The following is a 19,443-nucleotide window of genomic DNA, read 5'->3' on the forward strand; positions in this document are numbered from 1 at the left end:
AATACCCGCCCTGCGCCGCCTCCAGGCGTCAAAAGTTTGCTTCAAGGGAACGGGGAATACCGGTGGATCGCTCTCAGTTAATCAGTACGGCTCGCACTAACCTGGCTGACCTCAGTCGGGGGAACCTGGGTGTGCCGCTGTTGCTGCTGGTCATGCTGGCCATGATGATGCTGCCGGTGCCGCCGTTCCTGCTGGACGTGTTCTTCACCTTCAACATCGCCCTGTCGATCGTCGTCCTGCTGGTCTGCGTGTATGCCCTGCGGCCGCTGGACTTCGCGGTATTCCCGACCATCCTGCTGGTGGCGACCCTGTTGCGCCTGGCGCTGAACGTGGCCTCCACGCGGGTGGTGATGCTCCACGGCCAGGACGGTCACGCCGCCGCGGGCAAGGTGATCCAGGCCTTCGGCGAGGTGGTGATCGGCGGTAACTATGTGGTCGGTATCGTGGTGTTCGCGATCCTGATGATCATCAACTTCGTGGTGGTGACCAAGGGCGCCGGGCGGATTTCCGAGGTGAGCGCGCGTTTCACCCTCGATGCGATGCCGGGCAAGCAGATGGCCATCGACGCCGACCTCAACGCTGGCCTGATCGACCAGGCCCAGGCCAAGGCGCGGCGCCAGGAAGTGGCCCAGGAGGCCGAGTTCTACGGTTCCATGGACGGTGCCAGCAAGTTCGTCCGCGGTGACGCCATCGCCGGCCTGCTGATCCTGTTCATCAACCTGATTGGCGGCATGGCGGTCGGTATCTTCCAGCACCATATGTCCTTCGGCGATGCCGGCCGGGTCTACGCCTTGCTGACCATCGGTGACGGTTTGGTGGCGCAATTGCCATCGCTGCTGCTGTCCACCGCGGCCGCGATCATGGTGACCCGTGCTTCCGGTTCCGAAGACATGGGCAAGCAGATCAGCCGACAGATGTTCGCCTCGCCCCGGGCCCTGGCTGTCGCCGCCGGCCTGATGGCGGTGATGGGCCTGGTGCCGGGCATGCCGCACTTTTCCTTCCTGAGCATGGCGGCCTTGGCGGCCGGCGCCGCGTACCTGTTCTGGAAGCGCCAGAACGTGGTCAAGGTCAAGGCGCTGGAAGAGGTCAAGCGCCAGCAGGAGTTGCTGCCTTCGCCGGCCCGCGCCATGGAAACCAAGGAGCTGGGCTGGGATGACGTGACCCAGATCGACATGATCGGCCTGGAAGTCGGCTATCGCCTGATTCCCCTGGTGGACCGCAACCAGGGTGGGCAACTGCTGGCGCGGATCAAGGGCGTGCGCAAGAAGTTGTCCCAGGACCTCGGCTTCCTCATGCCGACCGTGCATATTCGCGACAACCTCGACCTGGCGCCCAGCGCTTACCGGCTGACACTGATGGGGGTGATTCTGGCCGAGGCCGAGATCTATCCGGATCGCGAGCTGGCGATCAACCCGGGGCAGGTCTACGGCACGCTCAACGGCATCACCGCCAAAGATCCGGCCTTCGGCCTGGAAGCGGTGTGGATCGAGATCAGCCAGCGCGCCCAGGCGCAGTCGCTGGGCTACACCGTGGTCGATGCCAGTACCGTGGTTGCCACCCACCTCAACCAGATTCTGTACAAGCACTCCAGCGAGCTGATCGGCCACGAAGAAGTCCAGCAGCTCCTGCAACTGCTGGCCAAGGGTTCGCCGAAGCTGGCGGAAGAACTGGTGCCGGGCGTTCTGTCGTTGTCCCAGCTGCTCAAGGTGCTGCAGGCGCTGCTGGCCGAACAGGTGCCGGTGCGCGACATCCGCAGCATTGCCGAGGCCATCGCGAACAATGCCGCCAAGAGTCAAGATACTGCCGCTTTGGTGGCCGCGGTGCGCGTCGGATTGTCGCGCGCCATCGTGCAAAGCATTGTAGGGACTGAGTCCGAGCTGCCTGTGATCACCTTGGAGCCCAGGTTGGAACAGATTTTGCTCAATAGTCTGCAGAAGGCAGGACAAGGCTCGGAAGAGGGTGTTCTGTTGGAGCCAAGCATGGCTGAGAAGCTGCAGCGTTCGTTGATCGAAGCCGCGCAGCGCCAGGAAATGCAAGGTCAACCGGTGATTCTGCTGGTAGCCGGTCCGGTCCGCGCGATGCTCTCGCGGTTCGGGCGCCTGGCGGTCCCGGGCTTGCACGTGTTGGCTTACCAGGAAATCCCTGACAACAAGCAAGTGACCATCGTTGCGACAGTAGGGCCCAACGGCTGAGGTAGTGGGTTATGCAAGTTAAGCGTTTTTTCGCCGCCGATATGCGTCAGGCCATGAAGCTGGTTCGCGATGAGCTGGGCGCCGACGCCGCCATCATTGGCAATCGCCGCATCGCTGGCGGTGTCGAGCTGACGGCTGCCCTGGATTACAAGCTGTCGGCGCTGGCGCCCCGGGTTCCGAACATGGAGCTCGAGGACGAACTGCGCAAGACTCAGTCGCGCATCGTCACCGCCCAGGCCGAGCTGAGCCTGCGTGGCGACGGCGATGGTAGCACCAATCGCCAGCTGTTCGCCGGCCTGCCGCTGACCGCCGCCGAGCCGCTGATCGAACCGACGTTCAACGAGCCCCATCGCCCGGCCCCGGTGGCCGCCGCGCCGGCTGTCGATCAGCGGGCACTGGACTCGATGCGTTTTGAACTCAACGGCCTGCGCGAGCTGCTGGAAGTCCAGCTCGGTTCCCTGGCCTGGAGCCAGCTGCAAGGCAGCCGGCCCGAGCAGGCCAACCTCTGGCGGCGCCTGCAGCGTATCGGCTTGTCCGGTCCGCTGGCCCGCGACCTGCTGGCGCTGATCACTGAAATCGACGAACCCCGCCAGGCCTGGCGCATGCTCCTGGCCCACCTGGCGCGGATGATCGTGACCCCGGAAGTCGAGCCGTTGGAAGAGGGCGGTGTGATCGCCATGGTCGGCCCCGCCGGCATGGGCAAGACCACCACCCTGGCCAAGCTGGCTGCCCGTTACGTACTCAAGTACGGCGCGCAGAACATCGCGCTGGTGAGCATGGACAGCTACCGCATCGGCGCCCAGGAGCAGCTCAAGACCCTGGGCCGGATCCTCAACGTCTCGGTGACCCATGTCGATCCGGGCCAATCCCTGGCGCAAGCCCTCGATCCACTGCTGCGCAAGCGCGTGGTGTTGATCGACACCGCGGGCCTGCAAGCCAGCGACCCGGCCCTGCGCATGCAGCTGGAAAGTCTGGCCGGACGCGGGATCCGGGCAAAAAATTATCTGGTATTGGCAACCACCAGCCAGAAACAGGTTCTAACCGCCGCGTACCACAGCTACAAGCGTTGCGGGCTGGCCGGCTGCATCCTGACTAAACTGGATGAAACCGCCAGCCTTGGTGAGGTGTTGAGCCTGGCGATCAGTCACGAACTCCCCGTTGCCTATCTGACCGATGGCCCGCGGATTCCGGACGATCTGCACTTGCCGCGCCGTCATCAGCTGGTCAGTCGTGCGGTGAGCGTGCAGATGCAGGAAGAACCCAGCGAAGAAGCCATGGCTGACATGTTCGCTGACCTCTACCACAACCCGACCAAGCGGGTTGGCTGAGGGAATCATGAAAAGATTGCAATGTACCTACATCGATGGTCTGCCAGGCATTGTTCCGTTAGTGAACGCGCAGCCAGTTATGTGGCCCCGTCTAAGTAAGACAAGGTAAAGAACGAACATGGGCAGCATGCATCCCGTACAGGTGATCGCGGTGACCGGCGGCAAAGGTGGCGTCGGCAAGACTAACGTGTCAGTGAACTTGTCCCTGGCCCTAGCGGAGCTCGGCCGGCGCGTCATGCTGCTGGACGCCGACCTGGGTCTGGCTAACGTCGACGTGCTATTGGGGCTGACCCCCAAACGGACCCTCGCCGACGTGATCGAAGGCCGCTGCGAGCTGCGCGATGTGCTGCTGCAGGGGCCGGGTGGAATCCGTATCGTGCCGGCGGCGTCCGGCACCCAGAGCATGGTTCATCTGAGCCCGGCGCAGCATGCCGGCCTGATCCAGGCCTTCAGCGACATCGGCGACAACCTCGATGTGCTGGTGATCGACACCGCTGCCGGCATCGGCGACTCGGTGGTCAGCTTCGTCCGCGCCGCACAGGAAGTCCTGCTGGTGGTCTGCGACGAGCCGACCTCGATCACCGATGCCTACGCGCTGATCAAGCTGCTCAACCGCGACTACGGCATGAACCGCTTCCGCGTGCTCGCCAACATGGCGCAAAGCCCGCAGGAAGGCCGCAACCTGTTCGCCAAGTTGACCAAGGTCACGGACCGCTTCCTGGACGTGGCCCTACAATATGTCGGCGCCGTGCCTTACGACGAATGCGTGCGCAAGGCCGTGCAAAAGCAGCGTGCGGTCTATGAGGCGTTTCCGCGTTCGAAGTGCGCGCTGGCGTTCAAGGCCATTGCGCAGAAAGTCGATACCTGGCCGTTGCCGGCCAACCCACGTGGACATCTGGAATTTTTCGTCGAGCGGCTAGTGCATCAGACAGCGGGACCGGTGCTATGAGCGCCAGCGGCTACAACCTTTACAAAAAGTCGGCACGTGACAGCCAGTACGAATTGATCGAGCGTTATGCGCCCCTGGTCAAGCGTATTGCCTATCACCTGTTGGCGCGCCTGCCGGCCAGTGTCCAGGTCGAAGACCTGATCCAGGCCGGGATGATCGGTCTGCTCGAAGTGTCGACCAAGTACGACGCGAGCAAGGGCGCGAGTTTCGAGACGTACGCGGGTATCCGTATCCGTGGTGCGATGCTCGATGAGGTCCGTAAAGGTGACTGGGCGCCGCGTTCGGTACATCGCAATACCCGGATGGTGAGCGATGCCATTCGCGCAATTGAAGCTAAAACCGGTCGTGACGCTAAAGATCATGAGGTTGCGGCCGAACTTCAATTGAGTCTCGACGATTATTACGGGATTTTGAACGACACCTTGGGCAGTCGCCTGTTCAGCTTCGACGACCTGTTGCAGGACGGCGAGCATGAAGGGCTGCATGAGGATGGCGCGAGTGCTCATCTCGAGCCGTCGCGCGACCTGGAGGACGAACGTTTCCAGGCTGCGCTGGCGGACGCGATTGCCAATTTGCCGGAGCGTGAGCGACTGGTCTTGGCGCTGTACTACGACGAAGAGCTGAACCTCAAGGAAATCGGTGAGGTCCTGGGGGTCAGCGAATCGCGGGTCAGCCAGTTACACAGCCAGTGCGCGGCCCGTTTGCGGGGGCGTTTGGGGGAGTGGCGAGCGCGCTGACAGGCAGTGTGGGGGACACTGCGGACGAGACTGGCACGACGTTGCCGGCCTCGCGGTGTGTATTCCATGCAGTCGTTGAGTGCTCTGCCTGATTGATTGAATGGCGCGTTCAGGTGCTGGACGCGTTTAAGACTGCTTGGAGGTCGAATTGGACAAGAACATGAAAATCCTCATCGTTGATGACTTCTCAACGATGCGGCGGATCATAAAAAACCTGTTGCGTGACCTGGGTTTCACCAACACGGTCGAGGCTGACGATGGCACCACTGCCATTCCGGTCCTCAACAGTGGGAGCATCGACTTTCTGGTAACGGACTGGAACATGCCTGGCATGACCGGTATCGATCTGCTGCGCCATGTGCGCGCCGATGAAAAACTCAAGCACCTGCCGGTACTCATGGTGACCGCTGAAGCCAAGCGCGAACAGATCATCGAAGCTGCCCAGGCCGGCGTAAACGGCTATGTGGTCAAGCCCTTCACGGCCCAGGCGTTGAAAGAAAAGATCGAGAAGATCTTCGAACGCATCGGTTGAGATGTGGAACCATTCCGCCACGGGGGAGCTATGGAGCACAACGAATCTTCATTGGGCGATTTCGAATCGACCCTGAAAAAACACGCACTCGAACTGGTCGACAGCCTTGAGAAAGGCAAGTTCGGCGAAGCCGTGCAACTGATCCATGAGCTCAACCAGACCCGTGACCGCGGCCTGTACCAGGAAGTCGGCAAGCTCACCCGCGAGCTGCATAGCGCCATCGTCAATTTCCAGATTGACCCGCATATGCCGCAAGCCGAGGAAGTTTCACAGATCACGGATGCCACCGAGCGCCTGTCCTATGTGGTCAGGCTGACCGAGGCCGCGGCCAACCGCACCATGGATCTGGTCGAGAGCGCTACCCCGTTGGTCAATGGCCTGAGCAGCGAAGCCCAGGCCCTGAGCGCCGACTGGGGACGTTTCATGCGCCGCGAACTGGGCGCCGAAGAATTCCGCGACCTGGCCCGCCGGGTGGACGGTTTCCTGACCCGCAGCGAGCAAGAGACGCGCGCGGTATCGAGCAACCTCAACGACATTCTGCTGGCGCAGGACTACCAGGACCTGACCGGTCAGGTGATCAAGCGCGTGACCCAGTTGGTCACCGAAGTCGAGAGCAACCTGCTCAAACTGGTCCTGATGGCCAGCCAGGTCGATCGTTTTGCCGGCATCGAACATGACCGTGAATCGATCCTCGCTGAAAAAGATCCGCAAAAACATCTGGCCAAGGGTGAAGGTCCGCAGATTCATGCCGATAAACGTGAAGACGTTGTATCCGGTCAGGACGATGTCGACGATTTGCTTTCCAGCCTTGGATTTTAGGCTCAGACCTAGTAGGAGCACCCATTAATGAGCTTCGGCGCCGATGAAGAAATCCTTCAGGATTTTCTGGTTGAGGCCGGCGAGATTCTAGAGCAACTGTCCGAACAACTGGTCGAGCTGGAAAGCCGGCCGGACGATGCGGATCTGCTCAACGCAATTTTTCGCGGTTTTCACACTGTAAAAGGGGGCGCCGGCTTCCTCCAGCTCAACGAGCTGGTGGAGTGCTGCCACATCGCCGAAAACGTGTTCGACATCCTGCGCAAGGGTGAGCGCCGCGTCGACGCGGAACTGATGGACGTGGTGCTCGAAGCACTGGACGCGGTGAATGGCATGTTCGGCCAGGTGCGCGAGCGCACCGAGATCACCGCCGCCACTCCGGAACTGCTGGCGGCCTTGGCCCGTCTGGCCGAGCCTGCCGGAGCCGAGGAGGTCGCCGCGCCGGTGGCCGAGGTTGAGACAGTTGTTGAAACCGTTGCCGAATCGGCCGAAAGCGAGTCCGGCGATATCACCGACAGCGAGTTCGAGCAGTTGCTCGATTCGCTCAATGCCGCCAAGGCCGAGGCCGAAGCCCCGGCCGCTGTTGCTCCCGCTGTTCCCGTTGCCCCCGCGGCCGGTGGCGAAGCGGCCAGCGACGAAATTACCGACGCCGAGTTCGAGTCGCTGCTCGATCAATTGCATGGCAAAGGCCAGTTCGCACCGGATGCGGTGGCACCTTCGGCCACGGCGCCCGCCGCGGAAAAAGTCGCGGCCAGCGACGAAATCACCGATGACGAATTCGAAGCACTGCTGGATCAGTTGCACGGCAAAGGCAACTTTGCGGTAGAGGCGCTGGACTCCGCAGTGGCTGCGGCGGTACCGCCGGCTGCGCCAAGCGCGGCTGCCGCCGGTAGCGACCTGATCACCGACCAGGAATTCGAATCCCTGCTCGACGAGCTGCATGGCAAGGGCAAGTTCTCTGAAGTACCTGCCGCCGCGACCAAGGGGAGCGCAACGGCGGTCACGGCCTCGGCGCCTGCCGCTGTCGCCAAGCCGGCAGTGAAGAAAGCCGAAGCCAAGGTCGAAGCACCGAAGCCGGCAGCCGCCGCTGCTCCGGCGCCTGCTCGTGCTCCGGCTGCCGCCCCGGCGGAAAAGCCGGTCAGCGAAGCCGAAACCACCGTGCGGGTCGATACCGCGCGGCTGGACGAAATCATGAACATGGTCGGCGAGCTGGTGCTGGTGCGTAACCGCCTGGTGCGCCTGGGGCTCAACAGCGGCGACGAAGCCATGTCCAAGGCCGTGTCGAACCTCGACGTGGTCACGGCCGACTTGCAGACCGCGGTGATGAAGACCCGGATGCAGCCGATCAAGAAGGTCTTCGGGCGCTTCCCGCGCCTGGTTCGCGACCTGGCCCGCCAGCTCAAGAAAGAGATCAACCTGGAGCTGGTCGGCGAAGAGACTGACCTCGACAAGAACCTTGTCGAGGCCCTGGCCGACCCGTTGGTGCACTTGGTGCGCAACGCCGTCGACCACGGTATCGAGTCGCCGGAAGAGCGCGAGGAGGCGGGCAAGCCCCGCGGTGGCAAGGTGGTGCTGGCGGCCGAGCAGGAAGGCGACCACATCCTGCTGTCGATCTCCGATGACGGCAAAGGCATGGACCCGAACGTCCTGCGCGCCATTGCGGTCAAGCGTGGGGTGATGGACAAGGATGCCGCCGATCGCCTGAGCGACACCGAGTGCTACAACCTGATCTTCGCCCCGGGCTTCTCGACCAAGACCGAGATCTCCGACGTGTCCGGCCGCGGCGTGGGCATGGACGTGGTGAAGACCAAGATTTCCCAGCTCAACGGTTCGATCAACATCTACTCGACCAAGGGCCAGGGTTCGAAGATCGTCATCAAGGTGCCGCTGACCCTGGCGATCATGCCGACCCTGATGGTGATGCTGGGCAACCAGGCGTTCGCTTTCCCGCTGGTCAACGTCAACGAAATCTTCCATCTGGACCTGTCGCGCACCAACGTGGTCGACGGCCAGGAGGTAGTGATCGTCCGCGACAAGGCGCTGCCACTGTTCTACCTCAAGCGCTGGCTGGTCAGCTCCGCCGCTCACGAAGAGCAGCGCGAAGGCCATGTGGTGATCCTTTCGGTCGGCACCCAGCGGATCGGCTTCGTCGTCGATCAACTGGTCGGCCAGGAAGAAGTCGTCATCAAGCCATTGGGCAAGATGCTCCAGGGAACCCCGGGCATGTCTGGCGCCACCATCACCGGTGACGGCCGCATCGCCCTGATTCTCGATGTTCCGAGCATGCTCAAGCGTTACGCCGCACGGCGTATTTGAATACCGGAGGGGCGGGGCCATTTGCCTTGCCCCGCCTAACGGAGTGTTTATGGCAGTCAAGGTCCTGGTGGTGGACGATTCGGGGTTCTTCCGCCGCCGCGTCTCGGAAATTCTTTCAGCGGATATCAATATCCAGGTCGTCGGTACCGCGACCAACGGTAAAGAGGCGATCGATCAGGCTCTGGCGCTCAAGCCGGACGTGATCACCATGGACTACGAGATGCCGATGATGGATGGCATCACGGCAGTGCGGCACATCATGCAGCGCTGCCCGACGCCGGTGTTGATGTTCTCCTCGCTGACCCATGAAGGCGCCCGGGTAACCCTGGATGCGCTGGATGCCGGCGCGGTGGATTTCCTGCCGAAGAATTTCGAAGACATCTCGCGCAATCCCGAGAAGGTCAAGCAACTGCTGTGCGAGAAGGTCCACAGCATCTCGCGCAGTAACCGCCGTTTCAGCAGCTACAGCGCGCCGGCGCCACAACCGGCGGCGGCACCTGCGCCTGCGCCATCGAGCACCAGCAGTTTCAGCAGCGCGGCCCCGGCGCGTCCGGCCCCGGCGCCGATTCCTGCCCGCGCGGCGGCCACTGGCTTGTCGTCGGCCCCCAAGCGCAAGGCCTACAAACTGGTGGCCATCGGTACTTCCACCGGTGGCCCGGTGGCCCTGCAGCGGGTGCTGACCCAGTTGCCGGCCAACTTTCCGGCGCCGATTGTGCTGATCCAGCACATGCCGGCAGCCTTCACCAAGGCGTTCGCCGAGCGCCTGGACAAGCTCTGCCGGATCAGCGTCAAGGAAGCCGAGGATGGCGACATCCTGCGTCCGGGCCTGGCGCTGCTGGCACCGGGTGGCAAGCAGATGATGGTCGACGGCCGTGGCGCGGTGAAAATCCTCCCCGGCGACGAGCGTCTGAACTACAAGCCGTGCGTGGACATCACCTTCGGCTCGGCGGCCAAGTCCTACGGCGACAAAGTTCTGGCGGTGGTGCTCACCGGCATGGGCGCCGACGGTCGCGAAGGCGCGCGCCTGCTCAAGCAGGGCGGCAGCGCGGTCTGGGCCCAGGATGAAGCGAGCTGCGTGATCTACGGAATGCCGATGGCGATCGTCAAGGCGGAGCTGGCGGATGCGGTGTACGGTCTGGACGAGATCGGCAAGCACCTGGTCGAGGCCTGCCTCTGATGGATGTTCTAAGCCTCATCGGGATCATCATGGCGTTCGTCGCCATCATCGGTGGCAACTACCTGGAAGGCGGTCATCTGTCGGCCCTGGCCAATGGTCCGGCGGCGCTGATCGTGCTGGGCGGGACCATCGGTGCGGCGTTGCTGCAGTCGCCGCTGAGCGCCTTCAAGCGGGCCATGCAGATCCTCGGCTGGATCCTGTTTCCGCCGCGGGTCGACCTGCCTGGCGGCATCGATCGCGTCGTCAACTGGAGCCTGACCGCCCGCAAGGAAGGCCTGCTGGGCCTGGAAGGCGTGGCGGATGCCGAGCCCGACACCTACTCGCGCAAGGGCCTGCAGCTGCTGGTGGACGGCGCCGAACCGGAGTCCATCCGCAGCATCCTGGAAGTGGATTTCTACACCCAGGAAAGCCGCGACATCGAAGCGGCCAAAGTCTTTGAAAGCATGGGCGGCTACGCGCCGACCATCGGCATCATCGGTGCGGTCATGGGCCTGATCCATGTCATGGGCAACCTGGCCGACCCGTCGCAGCTGGGCAGCGGTATCGCCGTGGCCTTCGTCGCGACCATCTACGGCGTGGCCAGCGCCAACCTGGTGTTGCTGCCGATCGCCGCCAAGCTCAAGTCCATAGCCTTGCGGCAGTCGCGTTATCGCGAAATGTTGCTTGAAGGAATCCTGTCGATTGCCGAAGGTGAAAACCCTCGTTCCATTGAGTTGAAGCTGCAAGGCTTCATGGACTAAGGGAATAGCCATGTCACGTCGTCGCCGGCATGAGGAACACGTCAATCATGAACGCTGGCTGGTGTCCTACGCGGATTTCATCACCTTGCTGTTCGCCTTTTTCGTGGTCATGTACTCGATCTCCTCGATCAACGAGGGCAAGTACAAGGTCATCTCCGAGGCGCTGATCGGCGTGTTCACCGATTCGGACCGCGCCCTCAAGCCGATTCCCATCGGTGAGGAGCGGCCCCAGACCGTGACCCCGGCCAAGCCGCTGGTCAAGGACAGCGAGCAGACCGATGCCGGTATCGCCGGCGCCAGCGACCCGCTGAAAAGCATCGCCGACGATATCAGCGCGGCCTTTGGCGACCTGATCAGCTCCAACCAGATGACCGTGCGCGGCAACGAGCTGTGGGTCGAGATCGAACTCAACTCCAGTCTGTTGTTCGGCAGCGGCGATGCCATGCCCAGCGACCTGGCATTCAACATCATCGACAAGGTGGCGGCGATCCTCAAACCCTTCGACAACCCGATTCACGTCGAGGGTTTTACCGACAACCAGCCGATCCAGACCGCGCAGTACCCGACCAACTGGGAGCTGTCGTCGGCCCGTTCGGCGAGCATCGTGCGGATGCTGGCGATGCAGGGGGTCAATCCGCAGCGCCTGGCTTCGGTCGGCTACGGCGAGTTCCAGCCGGTAGCCAATAACGCGACGGCCGATGGCCGTGCCCGCAACCGTCGGGTGGTGCTGGTGGTGTCGCGCAATCTCGATGTACGCCGCAGCCTGACAGGCACCGGCACCGCCCACGCAACACCGGATGCGGCATTGAAGCGGGCTGGCACACAAACTGCACCTACGCCAGTCAAGACGCCGGGACGCGAGAGTGCCGTCAATTCTCCGTCACCGGCTTTATAACTGGGTGCTATTTCTCGGTCGGCCCGCGCCTGCCGGGAGGAACAAACTGAATGAGAGTCTGGGCAGTTGCCAATCAAAAGGGTGGCGTCGGTAAGACCACCAGTTCCATCGCTTTAGCCGGATTGCTGGCCGAGGCGGGCAAGCGCGTGGTCGTGGTCGATCTCGACCCCCACGGCTCCATGACCAGCTATTTCGGCTATGACCCCGACAGCCTGGAACACAGTAACTACGACCTGTTCCTGCACAAGGGCAGCGTCCCTGAGGGCTTGCCCGGGCAGTTGCTGCTGTCGACCAGCGACGAACGTATTTCCCTGCTGCCATCGAGCACCGCGCTCGCCACCCTGGAGCGCCAGTCGCCGGGGCAGAGCGGCCTGGGCCTGGTGATCGCCAAGAGCCTGGCGCAGCTGTGGCAGGATTTCGACTATGCGGTGATCGACAGCCCGCCGTTGCTCGGCGTGCTGATGGTCAATGCCTTGGCGGCGAGCCAGCAACTGGTGATCCCGGTGCAGACCGAGCACCTGGCGGTCAAGGGCCTGGAGCGCATGGTCAATACCTTGGCGATGATCAACCGTTCGCGCAAACAGGCGCTGCCGTTCAGCATTGTGCCGACTTTGTTCGACCGCCGGACCCAGGCGTCCCTGGGCACCTTGCGGGTGTTGCGCGACAAGTTCCCGGATGAAATCTGGCAGGGCTACATCCCGGTCGACACACGCTTGCGCGATGCCAGCCGGGCCGGGCTGACGCCTTCGCAATTCGACGGCAAGAGCCGTGGCGTACTGGCCTATCGCGCCTTGCTCAAGCACTTGCTGGCCCAGCAACTTGTCCCGCAGGTGGCCTGACGTGGCGGAGCATTCAAGTCTGCTGTCGGTCTGGCCGATAAACCCTACAGGTCACTGTGCTGGGTTTTATCCGTGGGCATCCTCATGAACCGTCCTGTCGACGTTACATCCCGGCCGCAGCTGGCGTTGCAGTCCTACCTGGACGCGTTGTTGCAGGACGCCACCGAAGAAGAATTCGCGGTTCCCGAGGTGCTGCCGGAGGTTCAGTCAGCGGTAGAAGAGGTGGCGGTGTCGAGCGAGGTCCTGGATGAGTTCCAGGCCGCGGTGCTCGAAGAACAGGCTCGCGATGCCCAGGTCCAGCGTACGCCGCCAGCCGCGGCTGTAGTCGCGCCGGTAGCGCGGGTCGAGGAATCCGTGGTTGTCCCCGTGCTGGAGGCGCCCGCGCCATTGCCGGCCACCTTGTCGACCGTCGCGCCCTTGCTGCAAGGCCTGGTCGAGCCGGTGGTCGAGGTGCATCGGCCGCCCAGCAGCACACCACCCCCGGTGGCGGGTGACGACCGGCCGAGCTGGGCGGCGGAACCCTTCGAATGCCTGCTGTTCGATGTCGCCGGGTTGACCCTGGCGGTGCCGCTGGTCTGCCTGGGGTCGATCTACTCCCTGGCGGGGCATGAACTGACGCCGCTGTTCGGCCAGCCGGAATGGTTCCTCGGGATCCTGCCGAGCCAGGCCGGCAACCTGAAGGTGCTGGATACCGCGCGCTGGGTGATGCCCGACCGCTACCGCGACGACTTCCGCCAGGGCCTGCAGTACGTGATCTCGGTCCAGGGCTATGAGTGGGGGCTGGCGGTGCATCAGGTCAGCCGCTCGTTGCGCCTGGACCCGAACGAAATCAAATGGCGCAGCCACCGTGGCCAGCGGCCATGGCTGGCGGGTACGGTCATCGAGCACATGTGCGCGCTGCTGGACGTTTCCGAACTGGCCGAGCTGATCGCCAGCGGCGGGGCGAAACACATGGCTATCAGCAAACCGGCGCCGAAGCCGATATAGACCAACAACAGGCTGCGCCGACGGTGCAGCCACACAGAACACACACCGTTTCCAACGGTTTTTTGAGGGGTCAGGGGTATGAATAAGTCGTCGTCTGCACAGAGTTCCGAAGATCCGATCCTGCAATGGGTAACCTTCAAGCTGGATAACGAGTCCTACGGCATCAATGTGATGCGCGTGCAGGAAGTCCTGCGCTACACCGAGATCGCGCCGGTGCCGGGTGCCCCGAGCTACGTACTGGGCATCATCAACCTGCGCGGCAACGTGGTGACCGTGATCGACACCCGCCAGCGTTTCGGCCTGGTGCCGACCGAGGTCAACGACAACACTCGCATCGTGATCATCGAAGCCGACAAGCAAGTGGTCGGGATCATGGTCGACAGCGTGGCGGAAGTGGTTTACCTGCGTCAGTCGGAAGTCGAGACCGCACCGAACGTCGGTAACGAAGAGTCGGCCAAGTTCATCCAGGGCGTGTGCAACAAGAACGGCGAGCTGCTGATTCTGGTTGAGCTGGACAAGATGATGAGCGAAGAAGAGTGGTCGGAACTGGAGAGTATCTGATTGATTCTCGAGGTTGCGGTTATTGTCCTGTTCCTCTTGTGGGCAGGCACGCTGGCGATGTTCCTGGCCTACATCCGCGCTCAGCGGCAGATTGCCGCCCAGCAGGCCCATGGCGATGCGCTGCGCGATCAGCGCATCAAGGACCTGGCCAAGCGCGTCGACGATTACCAGAACGGTACGGTGCGCATGGGCGAGGACCTGCATGAGCTGCGCGCGGTGGTCGGCCCGTTGCCGGACAAGCTGGCCCAGCTGGAGCAGCGCGATCCGTCGAGCCTGTCCTTCGCCCAGGCCGCGCGCCTGGTGGGCATGGGCGCCAGCGTCGACGAACTCACTCAGTCCTGCGGCTTGACCCAGGCCGAGGCCGAGTTGATGAGCAAGCTGCACAAGAGCTGAAATCCCTCTGTAGCCGCTGCCGCAGGCTGCGCCAAGGCCGAAGGCCTTCAGCGATCCTGAGATCCCTGCGGCCGTTCCCCGAACGCGACCCGGGCCGATCGCAGCCTGCGGCGACGGCTACAGATCAGTAATCATCCCCGCTTTGCGTCACATCCTTCTCCAGCGCCGCTTCCTGCGGCTCATGCCCGGCCGGGAACTTGCCCTTGAGGTTCCAGGCGAAGGCAATGATTTCGGCGATGGTCCGATACAACTCCTCGGGAATGCTGTCGCCCAGTTCCATGCGCGCCAGCAGCTTCACCAGCTCGGCGTTCTCATAGATCGGCACTTCATAGTCGCGGGCGATTTTCAGGATGGCTTCGGCCAGTTCGTCGTCGCCCTTGGCGGTCAGCGTGGGGGCGTGCTGGCCGTCGTACTTGAGGGCGATGGCCTGGCGTGGCGGGTTGGGATTATTCATGCGGTTTCATCGACCCAGCGTTGTTCCAGTCGGGTTTTCGGGCCTTGCGGCGGTGTGCCGAGATGGCAGTCCAGGTCGCCGACATCCAGGCCGGATGCGAGCAGCCGTTCACGCAGGCTGCCCAGATGGCTTTCTATCAGGCTCGCGGTAAACGGCCGCTCGGCCCAGAGCTGGCTGGACAGGCGGCCCTTGAGCAATTGCGCCTGCACCTGCAGCGGGCCCAGGGGTTCGAGGTCGAACGCCAGTTCGACGCGCCACAGCTGCTGTTTCGGTTCGCGTTCCTGGCGTTTTTCCTCGGGTGGTTTTTCCGCCGGGTCTTCGCGCTGGAACTTGACCTGCAAGGGCACGACGTCCTGCATCGTGCGCATCGGGATTTCCAGCTGCCAGGTGGTCAGCAGTCGGCCGTCATCGGTCAGGCCGCTCTGTTCCAGGCTCGCCAGCTGATGGCTCTGCAAGCGCGAAACGGCAGCCGCGGCCAGGCGCAGCAGATGTTCCAGGTCGCCTTCCTCTTCGAGGCTTTGCAGCAGCCGCGAGGGCAGGGGAAAGCCACTCGGCTGGGGCTTGGCGCTGACCTGGCCGAGGGTGCCCAGGGCGCTGCGCACGAAGCTCGGCAGCACCTGGGCCAGGGTATTGGCGGCGATGATCGCGTTGAAACTGGTGCTGGCCGGCAGGCCAGGCGTCATCTGGGCGATCAGACGCAGCAGGTTGCCTTTCAGGTCGCCGGCCAGGGCCGGATTGTCGCCGGCCAGCAGCCGCGATTCGAGGAAGGTGCCGCTGTTGCCCAGGGCCTGGGCCAGCGCCTTGGGGTTGCTCAGTTGCTGCAGGTCGGGCAGGCCGGCGAGCAGCTTGTCCACCGCGGCGCGCAGCTCGCTGGAGGCTCTGTCGGACGGCGGCAGATTCTGCAAGGCATTGATCAGGCCGGTCAGCGAGGCCTGGCGTCTTTGCTGGGTGGCCAGTTGCTGGGCGATCGCCAGTTGCTCCTGGCGCCCGCTCAGCGGCACCAGGCTCAAGCTTTGCGAGCCCTGCACCAGGGCGCTCAGCAGGCTGCCGATGCGCAAGGGTTGCGGGCTGTCGATGCTCAGGGTGCTGCCGCTCAGGGCGGTGTTGAGCAGGCTCACCAGCGAGCGATAGACCGCCGGCTGTCCGGCTGCCTGGGGCTGCAGCTGGGTGGTCAGCACCTTGCCTTGCAGCAGGGTGCCCACTGGAAGCTGCGCGGTGTCGAGGCGGGTCAGGGTGGCGACGCTGGCGGCAATCGCCTGCTGCACGGTGATGGCCAGGTTGCCGGCCGACGGCTGGGTCACCGCCAGGCTGGTGCCCAGGGGCAGTGGCTGGCTGCTGGTGGCCTGGACGGTGGTTTGCCGGCCGCTGTCGAGGCTCAGCTTGAGCAACAGCTGGAACGTCTGGTCCGTCTGCTTGAGCGACAGCACTTCGGCCTTGGCCGATTGGCCGGCGGCGATCAGGCCCTCCAGCGGCTGCAGCAATTTGAGCAGCTCACCGCCGATCGGCAGCGCGCGCACGGTTCCCGGCGTCAGCTGTGGCAGCGGAGGAAGGGTGATTTCGCCTGTCATCTGGACACAACCTGTGGAGAAATAAGCCCTCTTGAGAGTAGGGCATCGCATGTATAATGCCGCCCGTCTTCGGGGGGCGTGGCGAAAACATCGCAAAAGTTTGACGCAGCTCTCTGGAACAGGCCGCCGATGCGTTTATTCTGCATCTCTTTAACGGCTGCTCCACTGCCGACTTGAACCGTAAAGGCCCGCGATCATTTGACCAGTCCTCTTCTAGAAGCCGTAGCGCTTGCCTGTGAGCGCGACCTGCGGCTGCTCTTCGAAAAGCTCGAACTGCGTCTGGCCAGCGGCGACATGTTGCAGATCAGCGGTCCCAACGGCAGCGGCAAGACCAGCCTGTTGCGCCTGCTGGCGGGGCTGATGCAGCCGACCAGCGGCCAGGTGCTGCTCAACGGCCAGCCGCTCAACGCCCAGCGTGCGGAGCTGGCGCGCAACCTGTTGTGGATCGGCCATGCGGCCGGGATCAAGGACTTGCTGACCCCCGAGGAAAACCTCAGCTGGCTGTGCGCCCTGCATCAGCCCGCCGGGCGCGAGGCGATCTGGCAGGCCCTGGCGGCGGTCGGCCTGCGCGGCTTCGAGGATGTGCCCTGTCACACCCTATCCGCCGGCCAGCAGCGCCGGGTGGCGCTGGCCCGGTTGTACCTGGACAGCCCGCCGCTGTGGATTCTCGACGAACCCTTCACCGCCCTGGACAAGCAGGGCGTGGCGCAACTGGAAGAACACCTGGCCGGCCATTGCGAACGCGGCGGCATGGTGATCCTCACCACCCACCACACACTGGGCCGCATGCCGGCCGGCTATCGCGACATCGATCTGGGGCATTGGGCCGTATGAGTGTTTTCGGACTGCTGGTTGCCCGCGAATCCCGGCTGCTGTTCCGCCGTCCCGCGGAACTGGCCAACCCGCTGGTGTTTTTCGCCATTGTCGTCTCACTGTTCCCATTGGCGGTGGGACCTGAGACACAATTGTTGCAAACCTTGTCTCCAGGGCTAGTCTGGGTAGCGGCCTTATTATCGGTTTTGCTCTCGCTGGACGGGCTTTTTCGCAGTGATTTCGAGGACGGATCCTTGGAACAGTGGGTCCTTTCGCCGCACCCCCTGCCTCTTCTGGTTCTGGCCAAGGTGCTGGCACACTGGGCCTTCTCCGGCCTGGCACTGGTATTGCTTGCGCCCCTGTTGGCACTGATGCTCGGTCTGCCCACAGCCTGTCTGCCGGTGCTGTTACTGTCCCTGTTGCTGGGCACTCCGGTGCTCAGCCTGCTGGGAGCGGTGGGCGCGGCGTTGACGGTAGGACTCAAGCGTGGCGGCCTGTTGCTGGCGCTGCTGATCCTGCCCCTGTACATCCCGGTATTGATTCTCGGCAGCGGCGCCTTGCAGGCGGCCTTGCAGGGCATGCCGGCGACCGGTTATCTGCTGTGGCTTGGTAGCCTGACCGCCCTGGCAGTAACCCTGACACCTTTTGCAATAGCGGCTGGCCTGAAGATCAGCGTCGGCGAATAATGAGGTCTGATCAAATTTTGATCAGTAAAGACCCTGGCCGTGCGTGACAACGCGCGGCACCCGTGATGGAAACAGTATGAACTGGACCTGGTTTCATAAGCTCGGCTCGCCCAAGTGGTTTTACGGCATCAGCAGCAGGCTGTTGCCCTGGTTGAGCATCGCAGCGTTGCTGCTGATCACCGTTGGCGTCATTTGGGGCCTGGCCTTCGCGCCGCCGGACTATCAGCAAGGCAACAGCTTTCGCATCATCTACATCCACGTTCCCGCCGCCATGCTGGCCCAGTCCATCTACGTGATGCTGGCGGTGTGCGGGGTGGTGGGCCTGGTGTGGAAGATGAAACTGGCCGACGTCGCCCTGCAATGCGCGGCGCCCATCGGGGCCTGGATGACCGCCGTGGCGCTGGTCACCGGGGCCATCTGGGGCAAGCCGACCTGGGGCTCGTGGTGGGTCTGGGACGCACGCCTGACCTCCATGCTGATCCTGCTGTTCCTGTATTTCGGCCTGATCGCCCTGGGCAACGCCATCAGCAACCGCGACAGCGCCGCCAAGGCCTGCGCGGTGCTTGCCATCGTCGGGGTGATCAACATCCCGATCATCAAATACTCGGTGGAGTGGTGGAACACCCTGCACCAGGGCGCGACCTTCACCCTCACCGAAAAGCCGGCGATGCCCGTCGAGATGTGGCTGCCGCTGTTGCTGACGGTATTGGGTTTCTATTGTTTCTTCGGCGCCGTGCTGTTGCTGCGCATGCGCCTCGAAGTGCTCAAGCGCGAAGCCCGCGCCAGCTGGGTCAGGGCCGAAGTGCAAAACAGCCTGGAGGCCGCATCATGAGTTTCGCTTCCTTCGCCGACTTTCTCGCCATGGGCCATCACGCCCTGTATGTCTGGTCAGCCTACGGCATCTGCCTGGTGGTGCTGGCCCTCAACGTGGCGGTGCCGTTGCTGGCCCGCAAGCGTTACCTGCAACAAGAGGCGCGTCGTCTGCGCCGGGAGAACAATCAGTGAATCCGCTGCGTAAAAAGCGTCTGTTGATCATCCTTGGCGTGCTGGGCGGCGTGGGCGTTGCCGTCGGCCTGGCGCTGAGCGCCCTGCAACAGAACATCAACCTGTTCTACACCCCGACCCAGATCGCCAACGGCGAAGCCCCCCATGACACGCGGATCCGCGCCGGCGGCATGGTGCAGATGGGCTCGCTGCAACGCTCGGCGGATTCGCTGGACGTGCGTTTCGTGGTCACCGACTTCAACAAGGCCGTGACCATCACCTACCGCGGCATCCTCCCGGACCTGTTCCGCGAAGGGCAGGGCATCGTCGCCCTCGGCAAGCTCAACGCCGACGGGGTGGTGGTGGCCGACGAAGTGCTGGCCAAGCACGACGAGAAGTACATGCCGCCGGAAGTGACCAAGGCCCTGAAAGACAGTGGGCAAATGGCGCCGGCTCCGGCCAAGGAGGGCTGACCG

General features: G+C 63.3%; 21 protein-coding genes. 19 read left to right on the top strand and 2 right to left on the bottom strand.

All coding sequences use genetic code 11. The annotated features are described in order from the left end of the window. Positions 1-62: 62 nt before the first annotated feature. From flhA to H0I86_RS08190, 14 genes are all read left to right on the top strand, one after another. On the top strand, positions 63-2,192 hold the full coding sequence (flhA, locus tag H0I86_RS08125) for a flagellar biosynthesis protein FlhA (RefSeq protein WP_180924641.1): 2,130 nt from the start codon (positions 63-65) through the stop codon (positions 2,190-2,192). 11 nt (positions 2,193-2,203) lie between these two features. Then, positions 2,204-3,520, top strand: a complete 1,317-nt coding sequence (gene flhF / locus H0I86_RS08130; protein WP_009047715.1) for a flagellar biosynthesis GTPase FlhF — start codon at positions 2,204-2,206, stop codon at positions 3,518-3,520. A 118-nt stretch (positions 3,521-3,638) separates the two neighbouring features. Beyond that, complete coding sequence (gene fleN / locus H0I86_RS08135) at positions 3,639-4,469, top strand: flagellar synthesis regulator FleN (RefSeq protein WP_007922506.1); 831 nt, start codon at positions 3,639-3,641, stop codon at positions 4,467-4,469. After that, a complete protein-coding gene (fliA, locus tag H0I86_RS08140) occupies positions 4,466-5,206 on the top strand; it encodes an RNA polymerase sigma factor FliA (RefSeq protein WP_007922505.1) in 741 nt (246 codons plus the stop codon). The genes fleN and fliA overlap by 4 nt, the downstream gene beginning before the upstream one ends. A 160-nt stretch (positions 5,207-5,366) precedes the next feature. Next, entirely contained in the window at positions 5,367-5,738 is a 372-nt protein-coding gene (locus tag H0I86_RS08145) for a chemotaxis response regulator CheY (protein WP_003183998.1), read from the top strand. Between the two features lie 30 nt (positions 5,739-5,768). After that, complete coding sequence (locus H0I86_RS08150) at positions 5,769-6,557, top strand: protein phosphatase CheZ (RefSeq protein WP_009042749.1); 789 nt, start codon at positions 5,769-5,771, stop codon at positions 6,555-6,557. 27 nt (positions 6,558-6,584) lie between these two features. Next, complete coding sequence (locus H0I86_RS08155; protein ID WP_180924642.1) at positions 6,585-8,870, top strand: chemotaxis protein CheA; 2,286 nt, start codon at positions 6,585-6,587, stop codon at positions 8,868-8,870. A gap of 49 nt (positions 8,871-8,919) precedes the next feature. Next, a complete protein-coding gene (locus tag H0I86_RS08160) occupies positions 8,920-10,047 on the top strand; it encodes a protein-glutamate methylesterase/protein-glutamine glutaminase (RefSeq protein ID WP_180924643.1) in 1,128 nt (375 codons plus the stop codon). After that, on the top strand, positions 10,047-10,787 hold the full coding sequence (locus tag H0I86_RS08165) for a flagellar motor protein (RefSeq protein ID WP_007922500.1): 741 nt from the start codon (positions 10,047-10,049) through the stop codon (positions 10,785-10,787). The genes H0I86_RS08160 and H0I86_RS08165 overlap by 1 nt, the downstream gene beginning before the upstream one ends. A gap of 10 nt (positions 10,788-10,797) precedes the next feature. Beyond that, complete coding sequence (gene motD, locus H0I86_RS08170; protein WP_009047719.1) at positions 10,798-11,682, top strand: flagellar motor protein MotD; 885 nt, start codon at positions 10,798-10,800, stop codon at positions 11,680-11,682. A 50-nt stretch (positions 11,683-11,732) separates the two neighbouring features. Beyond that, a complete protein-coding gene (locus H0I86_RS08175; protein ID WP_007922498.1) occupies positions 11,733-12,521 on the top strand; it encodes a ParA family protein in 789 nt (262 codons plus the stop codon). An 84-nt stretch (positions 12,522-12,605) separates the two neighbouring features. Beyond that, complete coding sequence (locus H0I86_RS08180; RefSeq protein WP_180924644.1) at positions 12,606-13,508, top strand: CheW domain-containing protein; 903 nt, start codon at positions 12,606-12,608, stop codon at positions 13,506-13,508. Between the two features lie 78 nt (positions 13,509-13,586). After that, positions 13,587-14,069, top strand: coding sequence for a chemotaxis protein CheW (locus H0I86_RS08185; RefSeq protein WP_007922496.1), 483 nt, complete (start codon positions 13,587-13,589; stop codon positions 14,067-14,069). After that, the gene (locus H0I86_RS08190) at positions 14,070-14,462 is read left to right on the top strand and encodes a DUF2802 domain-containing protein (RefSeq protein ID WP_180924645.1); all 393 of its coding nucleotides are present in this window, start codon (positions 14,070-14,072) and stop codon (positions 14,460-14,462) included. 124 nt (positions 14,463-14,586) lie between these two features. On the opposite strand, the gene H0I86_RS08195 is transcribed toward H0I86_RS08190, so the two are convergent. Together H0I86_RS08195 and fliK are read right to left on the bottom strand one after the other, a co-directional pair. Next, positions 14,587-14,916, bottom strand: a complete 330-nt coding sequence (locus tag H0I86_RS08195; RefSeq protein WP_016702240.1) for an EscU/YscU/HrcU family type III secretion system export apparatus switch protein — start codon at positions 14,914-14,916, stop codon at positions 14,587-14,589. Then, positions 14,913-16,484 (bottom strand): flagellar hook-length control protein FliK, encoded by a 1,572-nt coding sequence (gene fliK, locus H0I86_RS08200; RefSeq protein ID WP_180924646.1) that lies wholly within the window; start codon positions 16,482-16,484, stop codon positions 14,913-14,915. The genes H0I86_RS08195 and fliK overlap by 4 nt, the downstream gene beginning before the upstream one ends. 198 nt (positions 16,485-16,682) lie before the next feature. Between fliK and ccmA the strand changes: the two genes are divergently transcribed. From ccmA to ccmE, 5 genes are all read left to right on the top strand, one after another. Continuing rightward, a complete protein-coding gene (gene ccmA, locus H0I86_RS08205) occupies positions 16,683-17,318 on the top strand; it encodes a cytochrome c biogenesis heme-transporting ATPase CcmA (protein WP_180924647.1) in 636 nt (211 codons plus the stop codon). Further along, the gene (gene ccmB / locus H0I86_RS08210) at positions 17,315-17,983 is read left to right on the top strand and encodes a heme exporter protein CcmB (RefSeq protein WP_007922033.1); all 669 of its coding nucleotides are present in this window, start codon (positions 17,315-17,317) and stop codon (positions 17,981-17,983) included. Before ccmA ends, ccmB begins: the two co-directional genes overlap by 4 nt. Positions 17,984-18,059: 76 nt before the next feature. Next, entirely contained in the window at positions 18,060-18,815 is a 756-nt protein-coding gene (locus H0I86_RS08215; protein WP_009047726.1) for a heme ABC transporter permease, read from the top strand. Further along, positions 18,812-18,988 carry a heme exporter protein CcmD gene (gene ccmD, locus H0I86_RS08220; RefSeq protein WP_180924648.1) on the top strand — a complete coding sequence of 59 codons (177 nt, stop codon included), beginning with the start codon at positions 18,812-18,814 and terminating at the stop codon, positions 18,986-18,988. The genes H0I86_RS08215 and ccmD overlap by 4 nt, the downstream gene beginning before the upstream one ends. Continuing rightward, positions 18,985-19,440 carry a cytochrome c maturation protein CcmE gene (gene ccmE / locus H0I86_RS08225; protein WP_009047728.1) on the top strand — a complete coding sequence of 152 codons (456 nt, stop codon included), beginning with the start codon at positions 18,985-18,987 and terminating at the stop codon, positions 19,438-19,440. Before ccmD ends, ccmE begins: the two co-directional genes overlap by 4 nt. Positions 19,441-19,443 lie beyond the last annotated feature (3 nt).

Origin of the sequence: Pseudomonas chlororaphis subsp. aurantiaca (genome assembly GCF_013466605.1) — a bacterium.
Classification (GTDB): Bacteria; Pseudomonadota; Gammaproteobacteria; order Pseudomonadales; family Pseudomonadaceae; genus Aquipseudomonas; species Aquipseudomonas chlororaphis_I.

Coding starts and splice junctions, on each gene's coding strand:
- fleN (WP_007922506.1), top strand. CDS start 3,639: ATGGGCAGCATGCATCCCGTACAGGTGATCGCGGTGACCGGCGGCAAA.
- H0I86_RS08150 (WP_009042749.1), top strand. CDS start 5,769: ATGGAGCACAACGAATCTTCATTGGGCGATTTCGAATCGACCCTGAAA.
- H0I86_RS08145 (WP_003183998.1), top strand. CDS start 5,367: ATGAAAATCCTCATCGTTGATGACTTCTCAACGATGCGGCGGATCATA.
- motD (WP_009047719.1), top strand. CDS start 10,798: ATGTCACGTCGTCGCCGGCATGAGGAACACGTCAATCATGAACGCTGG.
- H0I86_RS08175 (WP_007922498.1), top strand. CDS start 11,733: ATGAGAGTCTGGGCAGTTGCCAATCAAAAGGGTGGCGTCGGTAAGACC.
- H0I86_RS08195 (WP_016702240.1), bottom strand. CDS start 14,916: ATGAATAATCCCAACCCGCCACGCCAGGCCATCGCCCTCAAGTACGAC.
- ccmB (WP_007922033.1), top strand. CDS start 17,315: ATGAGTGTTTTCGGACTGCTGGTTGCCCGCGAATCCCGGCTGCTGTTC.
- H0I86_RS08165 (WP_007922500.1), top strand. CDS start 10,047: ATGGATGTTCTAAGCCTCATCGGGATCATCATGGCGTTCGTCGCCATC.
- fliK (WP_180924646.1), bottom strand. CDS start 16,484: ATGACAGGCGAAATCACCCTTCCTCCGCTGCCACAGCTGACGCCGGGA.
- H0I86_RS08155 (WP_180924642.1), top strand. CDS start 6,585: ATGAGCTTCGGCGCCGATGAAGAAATCCTTCAGGATTTTCTGGTTGAG.
- ccmD (WP_180924648.1), top strand. CDS start 18,812: ATGAGTTTCGCTTCCTTCGCCGACTTTCTCGCCATGGGCCATCACGCC.
- fliA (WP_007922505.1), top strand. CDS start 4,466: ATGAGCGCCAGCGGCTACAACCTTTACAAAAAGTCGGCACGTGACAGC.
- H0I86_RS08215 (WP_009047726.1), top strand. CDS start 18,060: ATGAACTGGACCTGGTTTCATAAGCTCGGCTCGCCCAAGTGGTTTTAC.
- H0I86_RS08160 (WP_180924643.1), top strand. CDS start 8,920: ATGGCAGTCAAGGTCCTGGTGGTGGACGATTCGGGGTTCTTCCGCCGC.
- H0I86_RS08180 (WP_180924644.1), top strand. CDS start 12,606: ATGAACCGTCCTGTCGACGTTACATCCCGGCCGCAGCTGGCGTTGCAG.
- H0I86_RS08185 (WP_007922496.1), top strand. CDS start 13,587: ATGAATAAGTCGTCGTCTGCACAGAGTTCCGAAGATCCGATCCTGCAA.
- flhF (WP_009047715.1), top strand. CDS start 2,204: ATGCAAGTTAAGCGTTTTTTCGCCGCCGATATGCGTCAGGCCATGAAG.